The sequence below is a fragment of the Fortiea contorta PCC 7126 genome (assembly GCF_000332295.1).
GTDB lineage: Bacteria > Cyanobacteriota > Cyanobacteriia > Cyanobacteriales > Nostocaceae > Fortiea > Fortiea contorta.
On the sequence record NZ_KB235930.1, the window covers coordinates 4,513,965 to 4,536,107 of the forward strand.

At 39.7% G+C, this 22,143-nt stretch carries 20 protein-coding genes and 1 tRNA gene; 7 read left to right on the top strand and 14 right to left on the bottom strand.

Going from position 1 to position 22,143, the window contains the following annotated elements; all coding sequences use genetic code 11:
• Window positions 1–3 precede the first annotated feature (3 nt).
• Entirely contained in the window at window positions 4–744 is a 741-nt protein-coding gene (locus tag MIC7126_RS0120950) for a ParB N-terminal domain-containing protein (protein ID WP_017655116.1), read from the bottom strand.
• Window positions 744–2,120, bottom strand: a complete 1,377-nt coding sequence (locus MIC7126_RS0120955) for an AAA family ATPase (RefSeq protein ID WP_017655117.1) — start codon at window positions 2,118–2,120, stop codon at window positions 744–746. Before MIC7126_RS0120955 ends, MIC7126_RS0120950 begins: the two co-directional genes overlap by 1 nt.
• 447 nt (window positions 2,121–2,567) lie before the next feature.
• Here MIC7126_RS0120955 and MIC7126_RS0120960 point away from each other — a divergent pair, with 447 nt between their 5' ends.
• From MIC7126_RS0120960 to MIC7126_RS0120970, 3 genes are all read left to right on the top strand, one after another.
• The gene (locus MIC7126_RS0120960) at window positions 2,568–3,452 is read left to right on the top strand and encodes a ParA family protein (protein ID WP_017655118.1); all 885 of its coding nucleotides are present in this window, start codon (window positions 2,568–2,570) and stop codon (window positions 3,450–3,452) included.
• Window positions 3,453–3,514: 62 nt separating this feature from the next.
• Window positions 3,515–4,345 carry a class I SAM-dependent methyltransferase gene (locus MIC7126_RS0120965; RefSeq protein WP_017655119.1) on the top strand — a complete coding sequence of 277 codons (831 nt, stop codon included), beginning with the start codon at window positions 3,515–3,517 and terminating at the stop codon, window positions 4,343–4,345.
• Window positions 4,342–5,139: an isopentenyl phosphate kinase gene (locus tag MIC7126_RS0120970; protein WP_238553662.1), complete on the top strand. Its 798-nt coding sequence runs from the start codon at window positions 4,342–4,344 to the stop codon at window positions 5,137–5,139. The genes MIC7126_RS0120965 and MIC7126_RS0120970 overlap by 4 nt, the downstream gene beginning before the upstream one ends.
• Window positions 5,140–5,374: 235 nt before the next feature.
• On the opposite strand, the gene MIC7126_RS0120975 is transcribed toward MIC7126_RS0120970, so the two are convergent.
• The gene (locus tag MIC7126_RS0120975) at window positions 5,375–6,661 is read right to left on the bottom strand and encodes a hypothetical protein (protein ID WP_026100429.1); all 1,287 of its coding nucleotides are present in this window, start codon (window positions 6,659–6,661) and stop codon (window positions 5,375–5,377) included.
• A 916-nt stretch (window positions 6,662–7,577) separates the two neighbouring features.
• On the opposite strand from MIC7126_RS0120975, the gene fmt reads away from it, so the two are divergent.
• Window positions 7,578–8,582: a methionyl-tRNA formyltransferase gene (gene fmt / locus MIC7126_RS0120980; RefSeq protein ID WP_026100430.1), complete on the top strand. Its 1,005-nt coding sequence runs from the start codon at window positions 7,578–7,580 to the stop codon at window positions 8,580–8,582.
• Between the two features lie 14 nt (window positions 8,583–8,596).
• Here fmt and MIC7126_RS0120985 read toward each other — a convergent pair whose 3' ends face one another.
• Together MIC7126_RS0120985 and MIC7126_RS0120990 are read right to left on the bottom strand one after the other, a co-directional pair.
• Window positions 8,597–8,956, bottom strand: a complete 360-nt coding sequence (locus MIC7126_RS0120985) for a DUF6464 family protein (protein WP_017655123.1) — start codon at window positions 8,954–8,956, stop codon at window positions 8,597–8,599.
• Between the two features lie 123 nt (window positions 8,957–9,079).
• Complete coding sequence (locus tag MIC7126_RS0120990) at window positions 9,080–10,531, bottom strand: GTP-binding protein (protein WP_017655124.1); 1,452 nt, start codon at window positions 10,529–10,531, stop codon at window positions 9,080–9,082.
• A 114-nt stretch (window positions 10,532–10,645) separates the two neighbouring features.
• Between MIC7126_RS0120990 and MIC7126_RS30670 the strand changes: the two genes are divergently transcribed.
• Window positions 10,646–10,807, top strand: coding sequence for a hypothetical protein (locus tag MIC7126_RS30670; RefSeq protein WP_154655940.1), 162 nt, complete (start codon window positions 10,646–10,648; stop codon window positions 10,805–10,807).
• On the opposite strand, the gene MIC7126_RS0120995 is transcribed toward MIC7126_RS30670, so the two are convergent.
• From MIC7126_RS0120995 to MIC7126_RS0121035, 9 genes are all read right to left on the bottom strand, one after another.
• Complete coding sequence (locus MIC7126_RS0120995) at window positions 10,790–11,374, bottom strand: Uma2 family endonuclease (protein ID WP_026100431.1); 585 nt, start codon at window positions 11,372–11,374, stop codon at window positions 10,790–10,792. The genes MIC7126_RS30670 and MIC7126_RS0120995 overlap by 18 nt on opposite strands.
• A gap of 37 nt (window positions 11,375–11,411) precedes the next feature.
• Window positions 11,412–11,996, bottom strand: a complete 585-nt coding sequence (locus tag MIC7126_RS0121000) for a Uma2 family endonuclease (protein ID WP_026100432.1) — start codon at window positions 11,994–11,996, stop codon at window positions 11,412–11,414.
• Window positions 11,997–12,033: 37 nt separating this feature from the next.
• A complete protein-coding gene (locus MIC7126_RS0121005; protein WP_017655127.1) occupies window positions 12,034–12,618 on the bottom strand; it encodes a Uma2 family endonuclease in 585 nt (194 codons plus the stop codon).
• A 102-nt stretch (window positions 12,619–12,720) separates the two neighbouring features.
• The gene (locus MIC7126_RS0121010; protein WP_017655128.1) at window positions 12,721–13,359 is read right to left on the bottom strand and encodes a peroxiredoxin; all 639 of its coding nucleotides are present in this window, start codon (window positions 13,357–13,359) and stop codon (window positions 12,721–12,723) included.
• A gap of 138 nt (window positions 13,360–13,497) precedes the next feature.
• The gene (gene hpsP / locus MIC7126_RS0121015) at window positions 13,498–14,676 is read right to left on the bottom strand and encodes a hormogonium polysaccharide biosynthesis glycosyltransferase HpsP (protein ID WP_017655129.1); all 1,179 of its coding nucleotides are present in this window, start codon (window positions 14,674–14,676) and stop codon (window positions 13,498–13,500) included.
• A gap of 98 nt (window positions 14,677–14,774) precedes the next feature.
• A complete protein-coding gene (hpsO, locus tag MIC7126_RS0121020; RefSeq protein ID WP_017655130.1) occupies window positions 14,775–15,947 on the bottom strand; it encodes a hormogonium polysaccharide biosynthesis glycosyltransferase HpsO in 1,173 nt (390 codons plus the stop codon).
• A 219-nt stretch (window positions 15,948–16,166) separates the two neighbouring features.
• Window positions 16,167–17,171, bottom strand: coding sequence for a hormogonium polysaccharide biosynthesis glycosyltransferase HpsN (hpsN, locus tag MIC7126_RS0121025; protein ID WP_017655131.1), 1,005 nt, complete (start codon window positions 17,169–17,171; stop codon window positions 16,167–16,169).
• Window positions 17,172–17,224: 53 nt separating this feature from the next.
• Window positions 17,225–18,838 (bottom strand): hormogonium polysaccharide biosynthesis protein HpsL, encoded by a 1,614-nt coding sequence (hpsL, locus tag MIC7126_RS0121030; protein ID WP_017655132.1) that lies wholly within the window; start codon window positions 18,836–18,838, stop codon window positions 17,225–17,227.
• Window positions 18,839–19,504: 666 nt separating this feature from the next.
• Window positions 19,505–19,576 (bottom strand) — tRNA-Gly (locus MIC7126_RS0121035).
• A 252-nt stretch (window positions 19,577–19,828) separates the two neighbouring features.
• Between MIC7126_RS0121035 and MIC7126_RS0121040 the strand changes: the two genes are divergently transcribed.
• Entirely contained in the window at window positions 19,829–20,701 is an 873-nt protein-coding gene (locus MIC7126_RS0121040; RefSeq protein WP_017655133.1) for an Npun_R2479 family HD domain-containing metalloprotein, read from the top strand.
• A 90-nt stretch (window positions 20,702–20,791) separates the two neighbouring features.
• Complete coding sequence (locus MIC7126_RS0121045; RefSeq protein WP_017655134.1) at window positions 20,792–21,907, top strand: ABC transporter permease; 1,116 nt, start codon at window positions 20,792–20,794, stop codon at window positions 21,905–21,907.
• Window positions 21,908–22,143 lie beyond the last annotated feature (236 nt).

Below are 22,143 nucleotides of genomic sequence, written 5' to 3' on the forward strand. Positions count from 1 at the left end.
AATTCAGATAGTGCTTTCATAAAGGCTGTCAATAATTTTTAGCATTGTTTTGTCACCTAAGCCTTTAATACGATCTACTGCATTACTAAAAGATTTGAAATCACCGTTTTTACGTTCATTGACAATTGATTCTATTATTTTTTGATTAACATTTACTCTTCTTAACTTAGAAGTAAGTTCGGGTAAGCTCAAGTTATTAAGCGCATTTAATGGCTCAATTGGCTTGGGAATCCGATTCTCAATTTCCTTCAGTCTTTCATTAATATTATTTATTTCCTGCCTAAACTCTTTCCGTAGTTCAATAGTGCGGTTATCAAAATGTGATTCGATGTTGTTCATACGAGATTCTGTATTAGTGACCCGTAATTCCATGTTTGTGGATGTATATTCTTTAGAATCTGATAGAGAAGCTATATTATTGGAAATAATACTTTTTGATTTTCTGAATAATTCAACTTGTTTCGTTAAAACTTCTTCATTTTCATCCTCAATAATAAATACTCCAATCATTTCGCCTTTACGGGGGTCTATTTCTCTAGCTCTAGCAGCCGCATGATATTCAAAGTCCCCATCTACTATCTCATATGATTGCAGACTTGTTCTACGAACTACTATCGGGTTAATAACACCTTCAGATTCTAAAATCAGATTAGCACCTTGTTCTAATTGATTATCCGCGAAACTTGAACGAGGTGTGATGGATGTAATTTTCTTGACAGCAACAAGTGATGTAGATAATTTCATTAATTTAACCCTATCTTTTGTAATACTTCTATTGCTAGTAATTCAAATTCTTGTGCTGATGTTGAACTAGGTTTAAAATCTAGTACAGATATTGGATCAGCTATTTCTATATCTCCAATTATCTGAACTTTTTCAGCGCACTTTGCCAAATCTTCTCTTTCATAAATCACAGCATCCATAACATTGATGCCATACCGACTAGAAATCTTTTCTATGCGATTTTTTAAAGTAGATTGCACAAACCTAGCATTGGTTGATATTTTGCTAGCTAAAATTCCTATAATTTCAATTGGCGGTTTTCTGATTTGTTTTCTAAATCCATTAATACTTTTTATAAATTCTTTAACATTCGTTAATCCTTGGTTGGCGAATGGTTTCAGATCCGATGGAATAATGAGATAGTCTGTTGTTATCAAGGCAATTTTGGCATACAAATTTAAAGAAGGTGGTGTATCAATCAGTACAATATCATACTGGTCTTTTACTGCTTCTAATTTTTGAATCAGTATTAGTCTGCTATAATCAAGCTCATTCAGTTCCTTTTCATTCTTTATCAAATTAATGTGTCCAGGAACTACATAAATTTCAGGATTACTAAAATTAGATTTTCTAGCTACTTCCGAAATAGGATAAAAGTCTTCTGAATTCAACACGTGATAAATATTAGAGTCTTTTATATCATCAAACTCTTCGTCATCAAATTTGATTAAACCAGTAGCAAATGTGGTGTTTGCTTGGCTATCTAAGTCAATAACTAAAACTCTTTTACCCTTTTTCCGCAGAGCAGCAGCCAAGTTAACTACAGTTGTTGTCTTCCCAACTCCACCTTTATTGTGATAGATTGCAACTATTTTCATTGAATTTTGCCTCTTGGTTTCAGAATTATTAGGTTGATTCTCTTCAGATATTTGAGGATGCAAATTATTTATACTTTGTCTATGGTTCAGACTCTCTCTACCAATTAAACCCTTGATTTCCTCTAGCTTTGTCTCAACGTCATTCCCTGAACATTGAAAAGCTAACTTAATATCATATTGAAATTTTTCATAAATTCTGACTTCCTTCCCATTAGTCAGCAATCCATAGCGCAAATTCAAGCTGATTAAATAATGCCTGAGTCGGGATACGTGATTATTTAAGTTTTGTTTGGGATGCTTGGCTTCCATGACGATACTCAGTGGCGAGTTTGCATCCAAAACAAAGGGAACAACTTGTGCAGCAAATGCTAAGAAGTCTAAACGGATACTACCAACTGCAACTTCTTGATGCCAAGTGTCAGGAGTGTAGCCTAGCTGAGGTAGCAAATACTGTACTATAAGCTTGCTCTCTACTTCGCTTTCATTACGGCACAGTTCGGGTTTAAAAGGCGATAACAATATGTACCTCCCTGTGGAAAGTAGCCGCTATTGTATAAAATTTCATATGTTTATGATTATTGCACAGTCACAGTATTTTGAAGCATACGGATTACATAATGTTCCTCGTGTTCAGAAAATTATGTTAAGTATTGTTACTTAAAATTGAATGTGGTAAATCTCTGGTTAAAGAAATTTACACTTACACCTGCTAAGTTTACTGTTGTCGATTTAAAACACTTCTACTCATTTATAACCTTGTTCTCGGAGTTTTGTCCGTATGGACACGCTGAATAACGATGATTTTTTTCACTGATATTTCACAACTTCAGTCAGGGTGCTATATAATTCTGACTGCTTCAACCAAATTTATGAATCCTCGAAAATGTTAAATTTAGAGGAAATTTTTATAAATCAGGATATGTGTAAGCTACCTAAATGGGAAGGCGTCAACAAAGGAATTAACCAATGGGATATGTAATTGCTACTGCAAATATGAAGGGTGGTGTTGGTAAAACTACCATCACTGTCAACTTAGCGACTTGTTTAGCGAAAAATCACGGTAAGCGGGTACTCGTGCTAGATTTAGATAGCCAAATTAGCGCTACGCTGAGTTTGATGTCGCCTTTGGAGTTTGCTAAACGGCGCAAACACAGAAAGACATTTAGGTATTTAATAGACCAAGTTATTGCTCCAGAACCTAATGCTAATCTCAAGATTCAAGATATTGTGCAATCGCCAGCTTGTAATCTTCCAGGACTAGATTTGTTACCTGGAGATATTGATTTATATGATGAATTTTTAGTTTCAGAAATGCTACACCAACAAGCAGTGGCTTTGGGTGAGCAAGATTTTGAAACTGTTTGGAATCGCTTTGAAAGAGTCTTGATTAACAATATTTTAAAACCAGTGCGTGAGGAATATGATTTTATTCTCTTAGATTGCGCTCCTGGTTATAATCTCATGACTCGGAGCGCTTTAGCAGCCAGCGATTTTTACATTCTCCCAGCCAAACCAGAACCTTTATCTATCGTGGGTATTCAACTTTTAGAAAGACGCATTGCTCAGTTAAAAGATAGTCATGAACACGAAGCAAAAATAGATATCAAAATGTTAGGTATCGTCTTTAGTATGTCCAGTGCTAATTTGTTAACTGGTAGATACTATAAACAGGTAATGCATCGAGTTGTAGAAGATTTTGGTGTGGAAAAAATTTGTAAAAATCAAATACCAGTTGATGTGAATGTAGCGAAGGCTGTTGATAGTTTTATGCCGGTTGTTTTAAATAGTCCTCAATCACCTGGCTCTAAAGCCTTCACTCAACTAACTCAAGAACTGTTGCAGAAGCTGTAAAATTTTAGAGACGTTGCATTGCAACGTCTATCTATCTCATAGTTTTTTTAAGTTTTTATTCAATGGAAGACATAAAACAAACAATAATTAGTTACTCTAATAAAGACCTCGAACAGCGCAAAAATTGGTATTCGCCGGCCGCCGCAGCGTATAATCAAGCAAGACCTCATTATCCTCAAGAAGTGATTGATCAAGTTGTGCAAATTGCTCAACTTTCTGCTGAATCGAAAATTTTGGAAGTGGGATGTGGCCCAGGAACCGCGACTGTAGCATTTGCTCAATTAGGTTGTGCGATGATTTCCTTGGAGCCAAATCCAGATTTTTTTCAGTTAGCGCAACAAAATTGTCAACCATATCCTCATGTAGAAATTCAAAACACTTCTTTTGAAGAATGGACGCCGGAGTTTTTAAAATTTGATGCTGTGTTAGCAGCGAGTTCTTTTCATTGGATATCACCGACGATTGGATATCCCAAAGCAGCAAATGCGCTTAAGGATAGTGGCTCTATAATTTTGTTGTGGAATAAGGAACTTCAACCTAGCTATGAAGTTTATCAAAGGTTGTCGGAAATTTATCAAAGACATGCTCCATTGCTCGATAGATATGAAGACGAAAAAACTCAAGATGACATTTTGCAAAAGTTAGGAAATATGTCTATAGATTCTGGACAATTTCAAGACTTAATTGGTGGAAAAATCACAGTAGAATTGACTTATAGTGTAGATAAATACTTAACACTATTAAATACTTATTCGCCTTACATTAAGTTAGATGCAGATACGAAAAAATTGTTATTTGCAGACTTGCGAGATTGCATAGAAAGCAACTTCGGTGGTGCTCTGCAACTTTCATATATCTCAGCTTATCACGTTGCGAAGAAAAAGATTGCATGATGGAACTAGCATTAATCAAGTTGGGAGGCTCCCTAATTACTGATAAAGATAAACCTTACACTCCTCGACTCGAAATTATGCAGCAACTGGCGTGGGAGGTGCAACAAATCCGCAAACAAAATCCCCATTTAAAGTTAATTATTGGTAATGGTGCTGGTTCTTTTGCTCACCAATCAGCTAAAAAACACAATACTATTGAAGGGGTGTTCAATGATGCTGATAAATTGGGATTTTGTCTAGTCCATCAAGATGCTTTAGAACTGAATCTGCTATTAGCTAAAGTTTTTTTAAAAACTGGTTTACCAGTGGTTAGTTTACCACCTTTGATGATGGTAGTAACTCAAAATCAGCAGTTACTCAAAACCGATTTTGCATATATTGAAAACACGCTCGCATCTGGTATGATTCCTTTAGTATTTGGTGATGTGGTGCTAGATCAAGCTATCGGTGGTACTATTGTTTCTAGTGATACTTTGTTAGGTGAATTAGCTAAATATTTTCATCGTCAAGAATTGCAGGTTCGACTGATAAATGCTGGTAACTATCCAGGTGTGTGTAAGCAAAATGGGCAAGTAATATCTCATATTACTCCAGTCAATTATGGTCAAATCAAAACTTTTTTAGGACAGAGTGAATCGATAGATGTTACCGGCGGTATGGCTAAGAAAGTAGCAGAGTTTTTAACTGTTGCTAGTTTGGGGATTGATTGCTGGATAATTGATGGTAATATTCCAGGAAATTTATCGCGGACAGTTTTAGGACAATCTTGTCTAGGGACGTTAATTAGTTCGTAATTATAGTGTTTCTAGCTTTTGGTTAAGGTTAGGGGCTAGGAACTAGGGGCGCTTAGGCTAGCTAGATTTTACCTGATGTAATTGGGAACTGATATGATACATAATTTTTAAAAAATATCAAATAGTTTTCAATATTTGAGTGCAGACTATGATAACTAATTTCTGACCATTATTAAAAAAAATATCCCGCTGTCAGTTGTAACCAACAACGGGAATTTTGCAAGTATTATATTAATTATCGAGAAGCAAATTGTGGGCTAGGCCAAACTTCTGCAATTTGATTTCCGAAAGTAATCGGCTGGTCGGCTTCTAGTGTTGTAGCTAAGGTTTTACCGTCGTTAGCAACTGTCATTAAAGGCCAGTTTTCTTCTCCTAGTTCACCAGTCCGAAACATCACTTGGTCGGGTCTGTTTTTGCTCCACCCTAGCAAAATTGCTATTTTTTCATGTTCGTCATTTTGCTGGTTGGTTGGAGCGATGGTGTTGGCGTGATTTTTTTGCCGATCCCAGATTACCGCACGATCTGTGGCGTCGGCGGTGTTGAATACGCCTTCAAACTGACGTGCTAAAAAGCGATCGCCTTTTTCTGACCAGCTCACTGGTACTAGCACTCCAATTTTACCATTAGTGCCGCTCTGTTCTGCTGCCGCTCTCGCTTGTAATAGGGGATCGCTGAGAACGGAAGTGGAAGCTATGACCCGCAATTTCTTTGTTTGCGTATCTTCTACGAACAGTACGCTGGTGACGCGGCTGTTATACATTTCGGGTTGTACTTCTAATTTTACCCGACTGTAAACAATATGCTTCCCGTCTGGTGAAACCACTGGTACGCTGCGGTAATAGCGCACTCCTGAACCACCTTTTCCACCAATAGCTTCTTGAGTAGCCATGATCCATTTCCAGGGAATAGGATGGGGACTACCAATGGGATCTATTTGTATTGCTTGTTCCCCTTCCACTGGTTCGGTGACGGGTACTTCTCTCGAAAAATTTGGTTGTGGTTGTCTCTGAGTGGGCGCAGTTTGCGTGGCTGTTAATGATTGAGCAACAGATAAATTTTGTGCTAGTGATTGAATTTTTGAGGTTTTTAATCTCTCTACTAAACTCGGTTCACTCACATTCTCATTCACAGATGGTGCGAGTTCAACTGCTGCTAGCAAATCATTTGCAGGTACATTGATTAAAGGATTCGCTTCTGTTGCTAAAGAATCAATTTTGTCTGTTGGTAATAGTTGCGATTCGCCCACAGCTTCTAGAGATGCAGAGTTAAATTCTCTGTTTACAGAGTCGTTTTTGACTGCTGTTAACATTTGAGCCAAATCATTTCCACCAAAAGTAGCGAATCCCTTGGACACCGAGCTAGAATCAGCTTGGTTAAATGTGTCTTTTGCTACTTGTGACTGCCTAGCTGCACTGGAGTAAGCTGATACAGCTACCAGGGGAGCAATGAGTATCACAACTACCGCGTATTTTAAAAATGGTTGCACGCGGAACCATCCTGACAACAAAAGAGGTTTAAGCATGTGTTGACTCTCTAGAAGGGCGGTTGCTGTGTGAGGAACAGCCGATGCAGCAATAAGGGAAGCTACGATTATATGTATAACAAGAAACTAAAAGCTTTAACGAAATAATTTGTTTAATTTTAGCAAGAGTTGACACAACTTTAGTATCATAGTTTACACTACCATCACAAATATCACTGTCAAATTCATTTTCCTGCTACCAAAGTACTGATGCAGGTCAGATAAACTATCACTAAACAAAACTACCCTTGTCCCTAATAGACACCTACGCCAAAATACAATTATCTGTAAACGAGCAGTAAAAATTCTATTTGGGTTAAAGCTAATGACTGAGCATCATCATAACAATCAGGTTGTCGAGGGTTATTTGAGCTAAAGCTACCCCTCTCAACTGTTGTAACAGCGCAGTCGGTGATTATGGAAAAATTGAGGCGTTACTGAAAAAATTAGCAAGTTTGATGCACCACATACAGTAATTATGAGACACTGCCGACACCTACCCAGTTTTGGGAGTTGCAGCCAGCTACAGAACAATCATGGAACTACAGCACTATCTTATGGATGTAATACATCCAAAGCCGAGCCACAGGGAATCACAAAAACTAAACTAGCTGGTAGATGCACAACGGCTTGTCTTAGGAAACTGACAAAGAATGAGGTTAGCCAGAGCTGCAAGGGTTTGATACTTGCTTATCTGCTTGCTAACTTATAACAAGCTTATCAGGGAAGTTTGGTTTTACCAATACCTGATTACTGTAGCACCAAACAGCAATTTATTTGTAGATTATGGATGAAGTTATGCATCAAGATTTGGCGATAATCATCAAAAAATGTTGGCTGCGGCTGTGATCCAGTTTCTGCTTGATTGCCAGCCAGGTTTTATATTTGATTGAGTTTATATTTTTGAGCACACATGATCAAAGTTGTATTTTTTGGCACTCCTCAATTTGCGGTTCCTACCCTAGAAAAATTACTGAAACACTCGGATGTTGAGGTTATGGCTGTTGTCACTCAACCTGATAAACGCCGAGAAAGGGGGAATCAACTAACACCTTCGCCTGTAAAAACTGCAGCGATCGCTGCTAATTTACCAGTATGGCAACCAGAGCGCATCAAAAAAGACACTCAAACATTAACTAATCTCAAACATTTACAAGCAGATGTATTCGTTGTTGTTGCTTACGGACAAATTTTATCCCCAAAAATTTTAAATATTCCCAAATTTGGTTGTATAAATGTCCACGGCTCTATCTTACCTAAATACCGGGGTGCGGCACCGATTCAGTGGTGTTTGTATAATGGCGAGCTGGAAACTGGGATTACCACGATGTTAATGGATGCGGGAATGGATACGGGAGCAATGCTGCTCACAGCGACTACACCAATTGGATTATTGGATAATGCTCAAGATTTGGGTGTGAAATTGGCTGATATTGGCGCTGATTTGTTAATCGAAACCTTGTGGAAGTGGGAACGCCAAGAAATAGAGGCGATTCCGCAAGACAACGCACAAGCGACCTACGCACCTTTAATTCAAAAAACCGATTATGGCTTGGATTGGTCGAAAACTGCTATTGAATTACACAATCAAATTAGAGGCTTTTATCCCAACTGCACAGCTACTTTCCGCAATCAACAGCTGAAAATTATCGCCACCGCTCCCCTTGGCTCTGCTGACGTGGAAAAGTTACCACCAAAATTGCAAGATTTGTTTCATAAATTGCCTGATTTGTCAAGTAAGTCAGTGATACCGGGAGAAGTAGTCAGTATTACCAAAGGAGTTGGGGCGATCGTCCAAACTGGCGGAGGTTTGTTGCTGTTGCGGGAAGTACAGCTGGCTGGTAAACGCCCTCAGTCGGGATGGGATTTTGTGAATGGTTCTAGATTAACTGTGGGGGAAGTGTTGGGAAATGGGGAATAAAACATGGGTGGGAGTCAAACTGCGGAATTTTCATAAAAACGACAAGATTTGCAAGGGCCATCTGGGTTAACTGCACAGCGCATAATTTCTGAGTGAGCATTATAGCTGCAGGTAGCATCACCGATGACCCAGCGTCCTGCTACCAAGCTTTTCTCAGATGGTCTTTGAGCAGTCTGGACATAAAGAGCTATTTTGTGTAAGCGGTAGCGCCCGGCTTTTAATTGATATCTGTGGCGACGTTCTAAAACCGCGTAGGTTCGACCTTCAAAATCGAGATAATTTCCTGGTTGTGGTGTCCAATCAAGTTGGACTTTACCGAGTTGCTGACGGGGATTGGTCAAAATTACCTCGGTTGGTAAAAAGTCTGGCTCCATAAGTTAATGTGATTTGATTTACATTATATGGATGGTATCGCAATCGTCTCCTTTAGCTTACCGAATTTAGACTATAATTAATGACTCACTAAAATTTGCTTGCTAGATGCTTGGCTCCCACGGCTAAAAACGCCGCAGTTTTAATTGCAATTCATCTTTAATACGATTGAGAATAGATTGCTCATCGAGGGACGCTAAGATTTTGGTGATGACGGCTTTGGGCCCCTCTGGCCCCCAAGTAGCGCCATTGACTAAATAAGCTTTGGTAACTTGTCCAATCCCGTAGGTAGAGACACCAGCAACGCTGGCTTGGGTGATGGCTACGGTGACGTAGGGGCCTAAAGAAGCGCCACCAGTGACTGGGGTAGTGATACCGAGTAAGGTTTTCAACCCACTTAAGCCTAAGTTCGCCAGCAATTCACTAGCACCGATCCCGCCCATACTCAAGGCGATCTTTTGCAACAGTTGGACGGCGCCGGCTTCGGTCATGGGGATACCATAAAGTTGAGATAGACCCAAAATGAGAAAAATATCGATGACAATACTGCTGAGTATGTCTACCACAGTCAGGGGATTAAGAGCGATCGCTACAGCTTTGGTCGTTACCGCTTTCCAAATCAACTGATTAGCCGCTACTTCTCGGATCATCAATTTTCGCTGCACTAATTGCTCATTCACGATGTCAGCATAGAGCATACTATTAAGAGCAACTAAAGCTTTGCCCTCGCGCTGCAAAATTTCTAAAATTTTCAGCTTTAATTGTTCGACTTGGGCGTTACCTGTGCGTAATTGCACACCTTTGCTACCATCTGGACGGCGAATTGCTGTCTTGACTAACGGCGAAGCTGCAGCCATGACAATTTCTAGAGGTGAAAGCAACTCTCGCACCCTGTCATCCCGGATTTTGTGGTAAATTGTCATCCGGTCTGCTTCTGGATATTGATCGACTTTATTGAACACCAAAATTATCGGTTTACCCGCCGTCCTCAACTGGGAAAGGGCTTCGTGTTCTATCTTCGTCATGTCACCAGCAATCACAAACAGAATTAAATCCGCCTGTTTGGCTATTTGTTCTGCTAATGCGGCGCGGGTGTGACCATCGATTTCGTCTAATCCTGGTGTATCAACTAGTTCGACCTGCGATTGACCGACTGCGGGGAGTGTGACGCGCAAAGCGCGATCGTTTTCCCCGATCGCTTCTTCATGAATACTCCAGTTAACTCGTTGGGCTGTACGCGTGACACCATGTAGAGGGCCAGTTTCAAATACTGGTTGTCCCACCAAAGCATTGAGCAGGGAAGACTTACCACGTCCCACCATCCCAAAAGCCGCGATTTGTACCACCATCCGGTCTAACTTCAAGAGCATGGTTTCCAAATCGGTGATTTCTGTTTCTAGTCCGTTTTTTTCTCGCGCTGAAAGGTCAAGATTGGCTACCAAATTTCGCAACGCTGTTTGCGCCTGTTTATAGTTGAGTTCCGCTTGAATGTCTTCAAAGCTGAAAATTGCACTATCCAGTTCTTCTTCCCAGTTGGATGAGCCGCTATGATGAGGTTCGGGCAAGGTTGAGGTCATACTCAATTTTACATTTCGGATTTACTCAAGAAGTATGGAGTTTCCAGGGTCTGTGTGTTCTGGCTTTTTATTTACTTCTTTGTTGATCCTAGTTATTTTTATCAGGTTTTGCCTATGTCTTGGCTGCTGGTCGTACCTCTACTAGATGAAAAAAGGCGATCGCCCGGAAATTTTCCTAGCTTTTCTACAGGTGCGATCGCTCAAATCTGCTTTGATCCCAACTTCATATTGTGTCCCCCGCTCTGGTTCATATATGCTCTACCAAACTTTATTTAAATTCAAAATAAACCCAGGTAACACAGGTTCACAGTTCACACTCACAGGATGATCTAAACATTCTTCTGGTTTTCCTGGGCGATAGATATAAACTTGACGATGCTTGCGGTCGATGAGTAAACCTAATTGCACTCCGGGTTCTTGCATATATTCTGTCATTTTTTCTTGGAGAGTTTGCAGGCGATCGCTGGCGGAGCGCAGTTCGACGATAAAATCTGGACAAATAGGTGCAAATTGCTCTTGTTGTGTTTTGGAAAGTGTATTCCATCTGGCGATTTTCATCCAAGAAGCATCAGGCGATCGCTTTGCACCTGTTGATAGTGTAAATCCTGTGCTGGAGCTAAAACAAATACCTGTACCGTCTTGTTCTGACCACACTCCTAGCTGTAGAGCAATATTAAATTCTCGATTACCCGTCTCCGAACCAGTGGGTGTCATAATTGATATTTCTCCTAATTGATTCCGCTCAATTCGTAAGTCACGATTCACCTGACAGAATTCAAAAAACTGCTCATCTGTCATTTGCATTGATGACGGAATTTGCAACACTAAAGGAGATGAAAGCATGATATTTACCTCAATAACTTTTCTCTAATATCTGGCTCTACCAAACTTTATTTAAATTCAAAATAAACCCAGGTAACACAGGTTCACAGTTCACACTCACAGGATGATCTAGACGTTCTTCTGGTTTTCCTGGGCGATAGATATAAACTTGACGATGCTTGCGGTCGATGAGTAAACCTAATTGCACTCCGGGTTCTTGCATATATTCTGTCATTTTTTCTTGGAGAGTTTGCAGGCGATCGCTGGCGGAGCGCAGTTCGACGATAAAATCTGGACAAATAGGTGCAAATTGCTCTTGTTGTGTTTTGGAAAGTGTATTCCATCGTTCTAATTTCATCCAAGAAGCATCAGGCGATCGCTTTGCACCTGTTGATAGTGTAAATCCTGTGCTGGAGTCAAAAGTTATACCTGTCCCATCTTGTTCTGACCATACCCATAACTGACCGAATATATTACCTCCTCGATTTCCTGTTTCTGAACCAGTGGGTGTCATAATTGATATTTCTCCTAATTGATTCCGCTCAATTCGTAAGTCACGATTCACCTGACAGAATTCAAAAAACTGCTCATCTGTCATTTGCATTGATGACGGAATTTGCAACACTAAAGGAGATGAAAGCATGATATTTACCTCAATAACTTTTCTCTAATATCTGGCTCTACCAAACTTTATTTAAATTCAAAATAAACCCAGGTAACACAGGTTCACAGTTCACACTCACAGGATGATCTAGACGTTCTTCTGGTTTTCCTGGGCGATAGATATAAACTTGACGATGCTTGCGGTCGATGAGTAAACCTAATTGCACTCCGGGTTCTTGCATATATTCTGTCATTTTTTCTTGGAGAGTTTGCAGGCGATCGCTAGCGGAGCGCAGTTCGACGATAAAATCTGGACAAATAGGTGCAAATTGCTCTTGTTGTGCTTTGGAAAGTGCGTTCCATCTGGCGATTTTCATCCAAGAAGCATCAGGCGATCGCTTTGCACCTGTTGATAGTGTAAATCCTGCACTGGAGCTAAAACAAATACCTGTACCGTCTTGTTCTGACCAAAACCACAACTGTCCTAAAATATTAAATTCTCGATTACCCGTTTCTGAACCAGTGGGTGTCATAATTGATATTTCTCCTAATTTATTCCGCTCAATTCGTAAGTCACGATTCACCTGACAAAACTCAAAAAACTGCTCATCTGTCATTTGCACTGATGGCGGAATTTGCAACACTAAAGGAGATGAAAACATAACGCCTATCCGATAGAGTTAATGCTTTTATTTTCACGTAAATATAAAAAGACGCCAATAACTTTGCGTCTTGGCGTCTTAGCGTGAGATGTTTTTACAAACTTACTTGTTAGGCTGAGGAGTTATCCGCAAATATGGCTTGATTTCCTCATAACCTTTGGGGAATTTCTCTTTGAGCACTTCTGGATCTTTGAGCGAGGGGACAATGACGACATCTTCGCCATCTTTCCAATCAGCTGGTGTCGCTACGCTGTAATTATCGGTTAATTGCAGAGAATCAATCACCCGCAAAAGTTCATCAAAGTTGCGTCCGGTGCTGGGGGGGTAGGTGAAGGTGAGACGGAGTTTTTTACTGGGGTCAATAACAAACACCGAGCGCACCGTTACGGTTGCCGCAGCATTAGGATGGATCATATCGTAAAGGTCAGAAACTTTGCGATCGCCATCTGCCAAAATTGGGTAGTTGAGGGTGGTACTTTGAGTTTCTTCGATGTCTCCTACCCAACCTTTGTGGGATTCAACATCGTCAACACTCAGCGCGATTGCTTTGACGTTGCGTTTGTCAAACTCTGGTTTGAGCTTGGCAACTGTGCCTAATTCTGTGGTACAAACAGGAGTAAAATCAGCAGGGTGGGAAAACAGCACTACCCAGCTGTCACCCGCCCATTCGTAAAAGTCTATGTCGCCGTGTGTTGAGGCTTGCGTAAAGTTGGGTACTGTATCACCAAGACGGAGAGTCATGCGAGATTCCCTGTAGTTAAAAAAGCTTATGTATTATACTACAGCGATCGCCCCATAAAACCCCGGTTTCCCCATCGGTTTAAGAGGTTTGCAAACAAAATTTAAGTTATGTAATTTCCCGTAAAGAAACTAAATTAATTACGGCGATCGCAAAATTTGTTCATATGCCATGATAGTTTGGTGAGCGATCGCATCCCAACTATAGTTGTGCAATGCGTACTGTTGAGCATTTAATCCCCGTTTTTGGCGTTCTTGGGGACTTTGTAGAGCTACTCGTAACGATTCTAGAAGAGATTGAGTATCTGTTGCACATATCCACCCAGACTGACTCTCACGCACTTGATCGCAGATATGCACTTGGTCAGAAATGACTACCGGTGTAGCTGCTACCATTGCTTCAGCGACAGCGATACCGAAGTTTTCGTAGTATGAAGGCAAGACGAATATATCAGCCGCGTGTAGTAGACTAGCTTTGAGTTCACCCGTGACAAAGCCAGTGATTGTAGAGTGCGATCGTAAGGGTGAATTTTGAATTTGCGCTATGATTTTTTGTTCGTAATCTGGGTCTTGAGGATTAGTTCCAGCCAAAATAAAATGAAATTTTGTACCGGATGCTAATAGTTTCTCCAGGGCTGGAATTAACAAATTTAAACCTTTTTTTGGCTCAATCCGCGACATAAACAACAACAAAGGTAAATCATCAGGAATTCCCCACAGTAACTGTATTTCCTGTCTTTTATTCTTTATGTTTTGAGGAATCACACCCAAAGGAATTACTAAATCTCGCGTTGATACACCAAACCGTGCAGAAACTTTCGCCTCCTGTGGGCTGGTAAAATGAATTGCAGCCGCACCAGCTAAATTATGTCTTTCTAAAATCGCGCTATAAATTTGTTTTAAAAACTGTTTCTTGCGTAAATCAGCCGGGTCGAGAGTTCCTAAAGGACGCAAAATATAAGGTAGTTTTTGCTGACGACAAATAAAAGCAGCACCACTACTGACGGGAGAAAATAAAGCATGAATATGTGCTAAATCAAATTCGTGAGCATGAAGCTTTAACCAGCGCATTAAATCCCAAGAAAACTTATAGCGACGAAATGGCGCACAACGGAAATAAATTATTTCATAGCCATCTTGTTTAACAGGGTAATTTAAAGCAACATCAATCGGCTTTTGACCATAATCACCATTACTATCAGTCGTCAAAACTGTAACTTTTACTTGCTCTTTAGCTAGCGCCGGAGCAAGTCCTAATACCATTTGACTGGGGCCACCATAAATCAAAGAAATAGAAGGAACAATTTGCAAAATTCGCATATATTTTTGCTATTTTGGCTTGAAGAATAAAACTATGTTACACAACGTAAGTAATTAATAAAAATCATTGCCAGTTATATTTATTGACGTCGCTCTACTTAATAGTTAATAATTTCTTTATAAAACTCTAGCTGCTGTTGAGCTAAGGCTCTATTTGTATATATAGACATAGCTCTTTCATAACCCTTAACACTGATATTTTTAGCCAATTCCGGCTTTTCCATCAACTGAATTAAGCAATTAGCCAGAGCTTGAGCATCACCCTCAGGAAACACTAAACCCCCATCGCCAATTACATAAGGAATTTCACCAGAATCAGAACCAATCACTGGAACCTTACAAGCCATTGCTTCAATTAAAACATGACCGAATTGTTCTTTCCAACCAACAGCAGTTAAGGTTTTCAAATTGTGAGTGGTTTCTGACGGCAATACTAAAGTACTCATTAAATTAATATAATTAGCAACAGCATCATGAGGAACACTTTCAACTACAATAACCCGGTGATGCCAATTATTATCTTTGACTATTTTGACTATTTCTGTTTGCAAATCTCCTCGTCCAAGTAATAATAATTTCCAAGGTTTTTCTGCAAGTTTTTTCAATGATTTCAACAGCGTCAATAATCCTTTTTCTTCAACAAATCTGCCAACATAGCCTATTACAAAATCACCAGTTTTTATATCAAAAATAGCTGCTAGTTCTGGTTGAGCTTGAGGAGTAAATATAGTTTCATCTATACCAAGTTGTGGCATAACTTTAATTTTGCCTTGATATCCTCTCGCTTGCAATATTTTTGCTCCGTCTTGATTACCGCAAATAATTCCGTGGCTATGGATGAAGTTATATTTTTCTAATAAAGCAATGGGTAATTTCAATTTATAAGGTAAATTCCACCAAGTAAAAAAGATATTTTTAGCTTTTAATCGCAACAACTGATTTAAGATAATCATTTGAGTATAAGCCAATCCCCTGGAACCTTGTTCTACCTGGATGATTTGAGGTCTAAATTCCTGCAATAAAGATACTAAATCAGCACCAAAAGTTAATAGTCCCTGATGATTTTGACTGAAGTTGGAAATGGGAACTATTTTAAATGCGCCCTCATCTCGGTATTGAGTTTCAATAATCTTATTTTGCACACCACCAGGCTTCCATCGTTGAGGAACTACGACCGTTACTTCAATTCCAGGTTCTAGTTGAGATAGCGCCCGTAATTTTTCACAATTCAAATCTACGATATAGGTATGACTAGCAACTAAGATTTTCATGACGATTGCTCATGGTAAATTTGATAAGTACATTGAGAGAGCAAAAAATAAAAACAATCGAGGTATCCTAAATTTATGCGCGCAATCAAATAGAAAACTTATATATTCGGGGTATGATAAGTAAATTTGTGTTGTGAGAATCAATTGAACTATTTTTAAAAACATAAAGACATCATCAATTCTCACAAATAACAACTTTATTTGCATCGCACTACTTAGCTAAACTTGTTCATCTAATCGACTATAAATTTGACCATCATTCCAGATGGACTGAATCAGAGTAGCTAAAGCTTTCAGAAAACCCAAGATATAGAAAAAACCGCGGGTCAAAATTTTCCAGGGAGAACCACCTTTGTGACAAGGTGGTCGTCCGAGAACGTGACAGTCAAATAAACGAGCGTAAAGACGTAAAGCTTGATTAGCGGTGAGGTTTTTCAGCCCCAGTAAGAAATGATTATGGTAAAAGGTGAGTTGATATTTGAGCGATCGCGTACTAATATCATGACACCCTCCTGTTTCTTCTCCTAAATGTACCAAGGAAGCATCTGGGTCATACCAAATCTTATAACCTGTCTGCCGTAGTCGCAAACAAAAATCTGATTCTTCTCGTACCGCACTCCCGCGAAACCTTTCGTCAAACCTTAATTTGTGTTCGCTAAAAATCTCACGCCGAAAGGACATATTACAACCCCTAGCGGTGAGCACTTGTTGGGGTTTCACTGTATATACTAAATCGATATAATACCAAGCAATCCCAGGATCCATTGCTTCGGGTGGGAGATATTCAATTACTCGATAATTTGTTTCACCTTGGCTTTTATCTGCAGCCGCATCGGCTAATTTCAGCCTATCAAATACCCTCCCAGCCACAGCACCTATTTCTGGATTTTGTGCATAGTTTTTTGCATGAGCTGCTAAAAAGCCAGGAGTTAATTTGACATCATCATCGATGAATAAAATTATCTCACCTTGAGAACGACGTATTCCATAATTTCTTGCTCCTGGTAAACTCGCCCAATTCAAATGGAACCATTTAATTTTCTTCAAACTTACTAGTTCTTCCAGATAAGCTTGGATTTCTGGTTGATGTTTGGGAGTTTGATCTACTACTAAAATTTCAAAATTTAGATAGTCTTGGTTCAAAATATCCCTAATACTGTCACACAAAACCTTTTCCCGTTCATAGGTGGGAATAATTACGGTAATTAAAGGATGATGATTCATATTTTTTCAAAATTTAGCTCAAATACATGTTAATGTTCAAAAATTTTTAATTGCTATGCATTTTCTTTTTCTTGTTTATCTAATATAGGTAATTTGAACAAAATACCGGCACATAACCAATAATAAACAGCCACCGGATCAACATCTAAAGGATAATAATAGGTGTTGTAACTAATAAATAATATAAACACCCACATAGCGGCTCCGTAACTGCGGAAATTACGGTTTTTTATAGAGCGATAAGTTTTAAAAGTAGTAATTGTCAGGGTAGTGACAAAAACCACAAACCCCAGAAGACCCATTATTCCTACTTCATAAAGTACTTTTGGGTAATAAGTTTCTACTAGTTTGGTTTTACCTAATGCGCGAGCAGAATTAGTAGCTCTCCCTAAACCACTTCCTAAAGGCCCATCTACACCTTTCCAATTTTCATGAAATTGATCAACGATAAACGCTTGGGGTGGGGAAGCTTCCCAGCGACTACCAAAACTATCAAGCCTTTCTTGAACAACAGCAGGGTTGCTCACCATTGCAATTCCTAAAATAATTGCTAGCCCTATTCCTATAGGAATAAAACGTTTGAGATTGGCAATTTGACCAGTTAGAAATAGCAAAATTATAAAGCAAGTTGGTACTAAAGCTAAGGCTATTCTTTGTCCAGAAATCACAGCATTAATAAAGACCATTGCTAGAGAACCTAAACTGATAAATCGCCAAATAATAGAGGGGTCAGCGAAACCAGTAGCAAAAGCAAAAAATGTGCTAGAAATTAAAAACCATGCCCATTGCCAAGGAGCTACAAAAGTTCCAGGTAGACGAATCATTCCCTGGCTAGGACTATAAACTAGGGAACCACCAAAATAACATCGGGCGTCTAGTGTCGCTTTAAATAAATCGCTTCCCACAGCATTTTTAGTACCTTCGCATATTCCAGTTAATAGGAATAAATATTGAATTAATCCTAGTACGCAACAACTAAGTATGAGAACAACTTGTAGGCGGGTTAATAAAAGAAAATCTTTTTTACCACGAATTAAATAATAAAAGCAACCAATCAGGGGTACATAACCTAAAAATACTTTGAATCCTAAAATTCCTAACCCGATAGGGATATCGTTAGCTGCTTTTTGACCAAACCCTGTGTCGGGAGGATTTAGTTGCTGTCCACCATTGATAAATATGAGTGTTAGCAAACACAAACCTAATAAAATATACAGGGACGGTTTAATAGATTTAATCGGGATTAAAGGTAGTCTTTGTTTACGGCAATTTTGCCAAATTCCTATCAAAGCTGGAACATAAAATGCGTCTTTAGCTAATTGTAAAATTGGACTATTACCGATGTAATAAGTGATGGTTCCGCCAAAGGGTATATAAACAATGAAAGCCAAGAGTGCTGGACGAGGATATTTATAAGATAGGGATAATATCAGAACTGCTAAAATACCTGGAATAGCGGCTTTGATTCCACCTACAAAAAACAGAATTAGCCCCAAAAATAGACCAGCAGAGAGGGCGCCGGTTAGCAAGCTGGTGAATTCTTTACGTGCTAAGTTGGCTTTGCGTTTTAGAGCTAATCTTTCTTTTAAAGTGAGGGTGGGAGTTGGGTTTTGATCCTGTTTTGGTGATTTTTGAGATTTCTGGGATTTTGATTTTAGTTTAGGCATAATAGCCCATGAAAAATTGTGCAAGGATTAGTTTTATCTAACCCTCAGGAGATGTTGGTTGTATAAAATTTCGTTAAAGAAGCTAACGACCAATAATAACACAGCAAATTTTAATGTCGAGGTGGATGAGACAATCTAATGCTTTTAAAAATTTTTGGTTTTGGTATGAAATATATGAGAAAGTGTCACCCGCGATTAATTTTTAGATATGTCTACTAGAGACAAGGTGATGCAAATAAATAGACCTGCTAAAAAAAGGGGCTAGGAAGTCCCGCGATTTCAAACTAGTTGTATCCTAAAAAAGATGAATTAGTGGAAGATTCCCTCAAACGCGCCGCTATTTGCAATAGACTTCTTGCAGAAGTCGGGAACTCTTAACAGGGAACAGAGAGCAGCGCGGTCTTCTCCCAAGGGGAGACACCAAGGGCGATAGCGCAGCGTTAGCGAGTCATCGAGCGTCTGGGGGTTTCCCCCATGAGCGACTGCGGAGGAACAGAGAGTAAAAAAGTTACTTTTGCAAGAGGTTTAATGAAGTCAAAATAGCCTGATGAATTTTGCACACTCAGCCTATGGTCTAACTGTATTAACCTAGAGAGGTTCACCCATTCCCTAGAGTAATATGATAAAAATCAGCGAAAGGCTGGCGATATCAGGATTTTAAAAAAAAGCGGGTGATGGGACTCGAACCCACGACGTTCACCTTGGGAAGGTGACATTCTACCACTGAATTACGCCCGCAGATAATCTGTGAGAATTATATCACTAAATATCACTAAAATTTCGTTATATCGTCCCTCATTGTTGAGCCTAAATTTGCTTTCTAGAGAAAATATGGTCTATTCTGTGACAAAAGCATCAAAGCAGCTGGCGTCAACACTGAAAATTTAGCTATAAAGGAGAAATCTGCATTGCACTTCTGTCTTTGGTGTTGATAATTCAGCACGTTGCAAAATTACCAATCAAGAATTCCTATCTACCTTATTAACCGATATGTTCAATGCTACTGAACTGTTAATTGATGCTTTTGTTAAGCAAATTCGAGAAGGCTACAGTCGCACTTATGGCTGTCTGAAAACAGATTATCAGGATATTATCGCTTGGGCTGGCAGTATGGCTTTAGAAAATATTGCCAATAGCGACGCCTTATTTCACAATGTCGAACACTCGGTACTTGTCACCCTTGTAGGACAGGAAATTTTGCGAGGGAAACACATTCGAGAAGGAGGGGTTTCGAGTGAAGATTGGTTACATTTTATTATTTCCTTAGTCTGCCATGATATTGGCTATGTCAAAGGAGTTTGCCGTCAAGATATAGAATCGAATGGTGCTTATGCTACAGGCAAAAATGGCAGAATGGTTTTTCTGTCTCCGGGCGCGTCTGATGCCAGCCTCACACCCTACCATGTAGATAGAGCGAAACTTTTTATTGATGAACGGTTTGGTGGGCACAAGTTAATTGATGCGGAAGTGATTAAGAGTAATATTGAATTGACGAGATTTCCTGTACCTACGGCTGAAGACCATCAAGATACAAATAGTTTTGCAGGTTTAGTACGCGCGGCTGATTTGATTGGACAATTAAGCGACCCGCGTTATCTCAAGAAAATCACTTCTTTGTTTTATGAATTTGAAGAAACGGGGATGAATAAAGTTTTAGGTTATCAAACCCCAGGGGATTTACGCAAGAACTATGCCAAGTTTTACTGGAATGGTGTTTATCCTTATATTAAAGATGGCTTGCACTATCTATCTTTAACGCAGCAAGGAAAGCAAATTCAAGCGAATCTCTACTCAAATGTGTTTGTGGTGGAGCATGAAAAACAACAAGAAGAACAGCGATATTTAGTTGAGCAACTCGCATAGTCAAATATTCACACTCAAGAATAACCCTTGACTCTTGACCCCTGACCCTTGACTATTAACTATTAACCCTCAATTATGTAAATCAAAACTATGGATTGGTGGCAACGAATTCAAAAAAATCCTTTGGCGAAATTCGGGGCAATTTTGCTGTTAATTTTCTATGTGATGGTGATTGCTGCTGATTTTGTCGCTCCTTATGACCCTTATGCGTCACAGCCAAACGGTTCTTTGTTACCACCAACTCAAATTCATTGGACTTCTGCGTCTGGACAATTCATCGGCCCTCATGTTTATCCTACAACCCAAGGAGATACTAATTTAGAAACAGGCGATCGCCAACTAGTTGTAGACAAAAACCAGCCTTCACCCTTGCGTCTGTTTGTTGCGGGGCCAGAATACCGACTACTACAGATGAGTTTACCACTACCGCCCCAGTGGGAGGAAGTCACCATATTCTCTGGTATTCCCCTTAATTGGCACTTATTCGGTACAACCGGAGCCGGGAAATTTAATCTTCTCGGTACTGATGACCAAGGACGCGACCAATTTAGCCGTTTGGTACACGGTGGTCGGATTAGCATGTTTATCGGGCTTTTTGGTGTTGCTGTTTCTTTTCCTCTAGGTCTATTAATCGGCGGTATTTCCGGCTATTTTGGCGGTCTGACTGATACAATCATCATGCGTCTAGCAGAAGTGATGATGACTTTCCCCAGCATTTATCTGCTAGTGACACTGAGTACAGTCTTACCAGCCAGCTTAAGCAGTAGTCAACGCTTTTTGCTAATTGTCATCATTACCGCTGTGATTAACTGGGCGGGTTTAGCGCGGGTGATTCGCGGACAAGTATTATCTATCAAAGAGCGAGAATTTGTCCAAGCTGCACAAGCGATGGGAGGTAATCCCATATATATCATCCTCCGTCACGTTTTACCCCAAACCGCTACCTATGTAATTATCTCTGCGACTTTAGCCGTTCCCAGCTTTATTAGCGCTGAAGCCGTCTTAAGCTTAATTGGTTTAGGGATTCAACAGCCAGACCCTTCATGGGGGAATATGCTTTCTCTTGCTAGTAATGCCGCCATTATCGTACTGCAACCTTGGCTGATTTGGCCGCCAGCCGTGCTGATTATTCTCACAGTCCTGGCGTTCAATCTCCTAGGAGATGGGTTAAGAGATGCACTCGACCCCCGGAGTCTGCGCCGTTAGAGGTGGGAAAATTATCACCAACCGAAGCCTTTCGGGTCAGAACCCTCGTCTTTAAAGATGAGGGTTTTTTGTAAGTTCTCAATCCTCCTGCAAAACCACTCTGTTCCCTAATCCCTAATTCCTATTCCCTATTAAAAACAAATGCCAAAATGGCAACCTATGTGAAATTAACTGAGTTAAATTGTAGGAGATAAACGACTTCAAGGGTTTTGTTATCAGGGTCTACCGAGCAACGA

Coding starts and splice junctions, on each gene's coding strand:
- MIC7126_RS0120950 (WP_017655116.1), bottom strand. CDS start 744: ATGAAATTATCTACATCACTTGTTGCTGTCAAGAAAATTACATCCATC.
- MIC7126_RS0120960 (WP_017655118.1), top strand. CDS start 2,568: ATGGGATATGTAATTGCTACTGCAAATATGAAGGGTGGTGTTGGTAAA.
- MIC7126_RS0120965 (WP_017655119.1), top strand. CDS start 3,515: ATGGAAGACATAAAACAAACAATAATTAGTTACTCTAATAAAGACCTC.
- MIC7126_RS0120970 (WP_238553662.1), top strand. CDS start 4,342: ATGATGGAACTAGCATTAATCAAGTTGGGAGGCTCCCTAATTACTGAT.
- MIC7126_RS0120975 (WP_026100429.1), bottom strand. CDS start 6,661: ATGCTTAAACCTCTTTTGTTGTCAGGATGGTTCCGCGTGCAACCATTT.
- MIC7126_RS0120985 (WP_017655123.1), bottom strand. CDS start 8,956: ATGGAGCCAGACTTTTTACCAACCGAGGTAATTTTGACCAATCCCCGT.
- MIC7126_RS0120990 (WP_017655124.1), bottom strand. CDS start 10,531: ATGACCTCAACCTTGCCCGAACCTCATCATAGCGGCTCATCCAACTGG.
- MIC7126_RS30670 (WP_154655940.1), top strand. CDS start 10,646: ATGTCTTGGCTGCTGGTCGTACCTCTACTAGATGAAAAAAGGCGATCG.
- MIC7126_RS0120995 (WP_026100431.1), bottom strand. CDS start 11,374: ATGCTTTCATCTCCTTTAGTGTTGCAAATTCCGTCATCAATGCAAATG.
- MIC7126_RS0121000 (WP_026100432.1), bottom strand. CDS start 11,996: ATGCTTTCATCTCCTTTAGTGTTGCAAATTCCGTCATCAATGCAAATG.
- MIC7126_RS0121005 (WP_017655127.1), bottom strand. CDS start 12,618: ATGTTTTCATCTCCTTTAGTGTTGCAAATTCCGCCATCAGTGCAAATG.
- MIC7126_RS0121010 (WP_017655128.1), bottom strand. CDS start 13,359: ATGACTCTCCGTCTTGGTGATACAGTACCCAACTTTACGCAAGCCTCA.
- hpsP (WP_017655129.1), bottom strand. CDS start 14,676: ATGCGAATTTTGCAAATTGTTCCTTCTATTTCTTTGATTTATGGTGGC.
- hpsO (WP_017655130.1), bottom strand. CDS start 15,947: ATGAAAATCTTAGTTGCTAGTCATACCTATATCGTAGATTTGAATTGT.
- hpsN (WP_017655131.1), bottom strand. CDS start 17,171: ATGAATCATCATCCTTTAATTACCGTAATTATTCCCACCTATGAACGG.
- hpsL (WP_017655132.1), bottom strand. CDS start 18,838: ATGCCTAAACTAAAATCAAAATCCCAGAAATCTCAAAAATCACCAAAA.
- MIC7126_RS0121040 (WP_017655133.1), top strand. CDS start 19,829: ATGTTCAATGCTACTGAACTGTTAATTGATGCTTTTGTTAAGCAAATT.
- MIC7126_RS0121045 (WP_017655134.1), top strand. CDS start 20,792: ATGGATTGGTGGCAACGAATTCAAAAAAATCCTTTGGCGAAATTCGGG.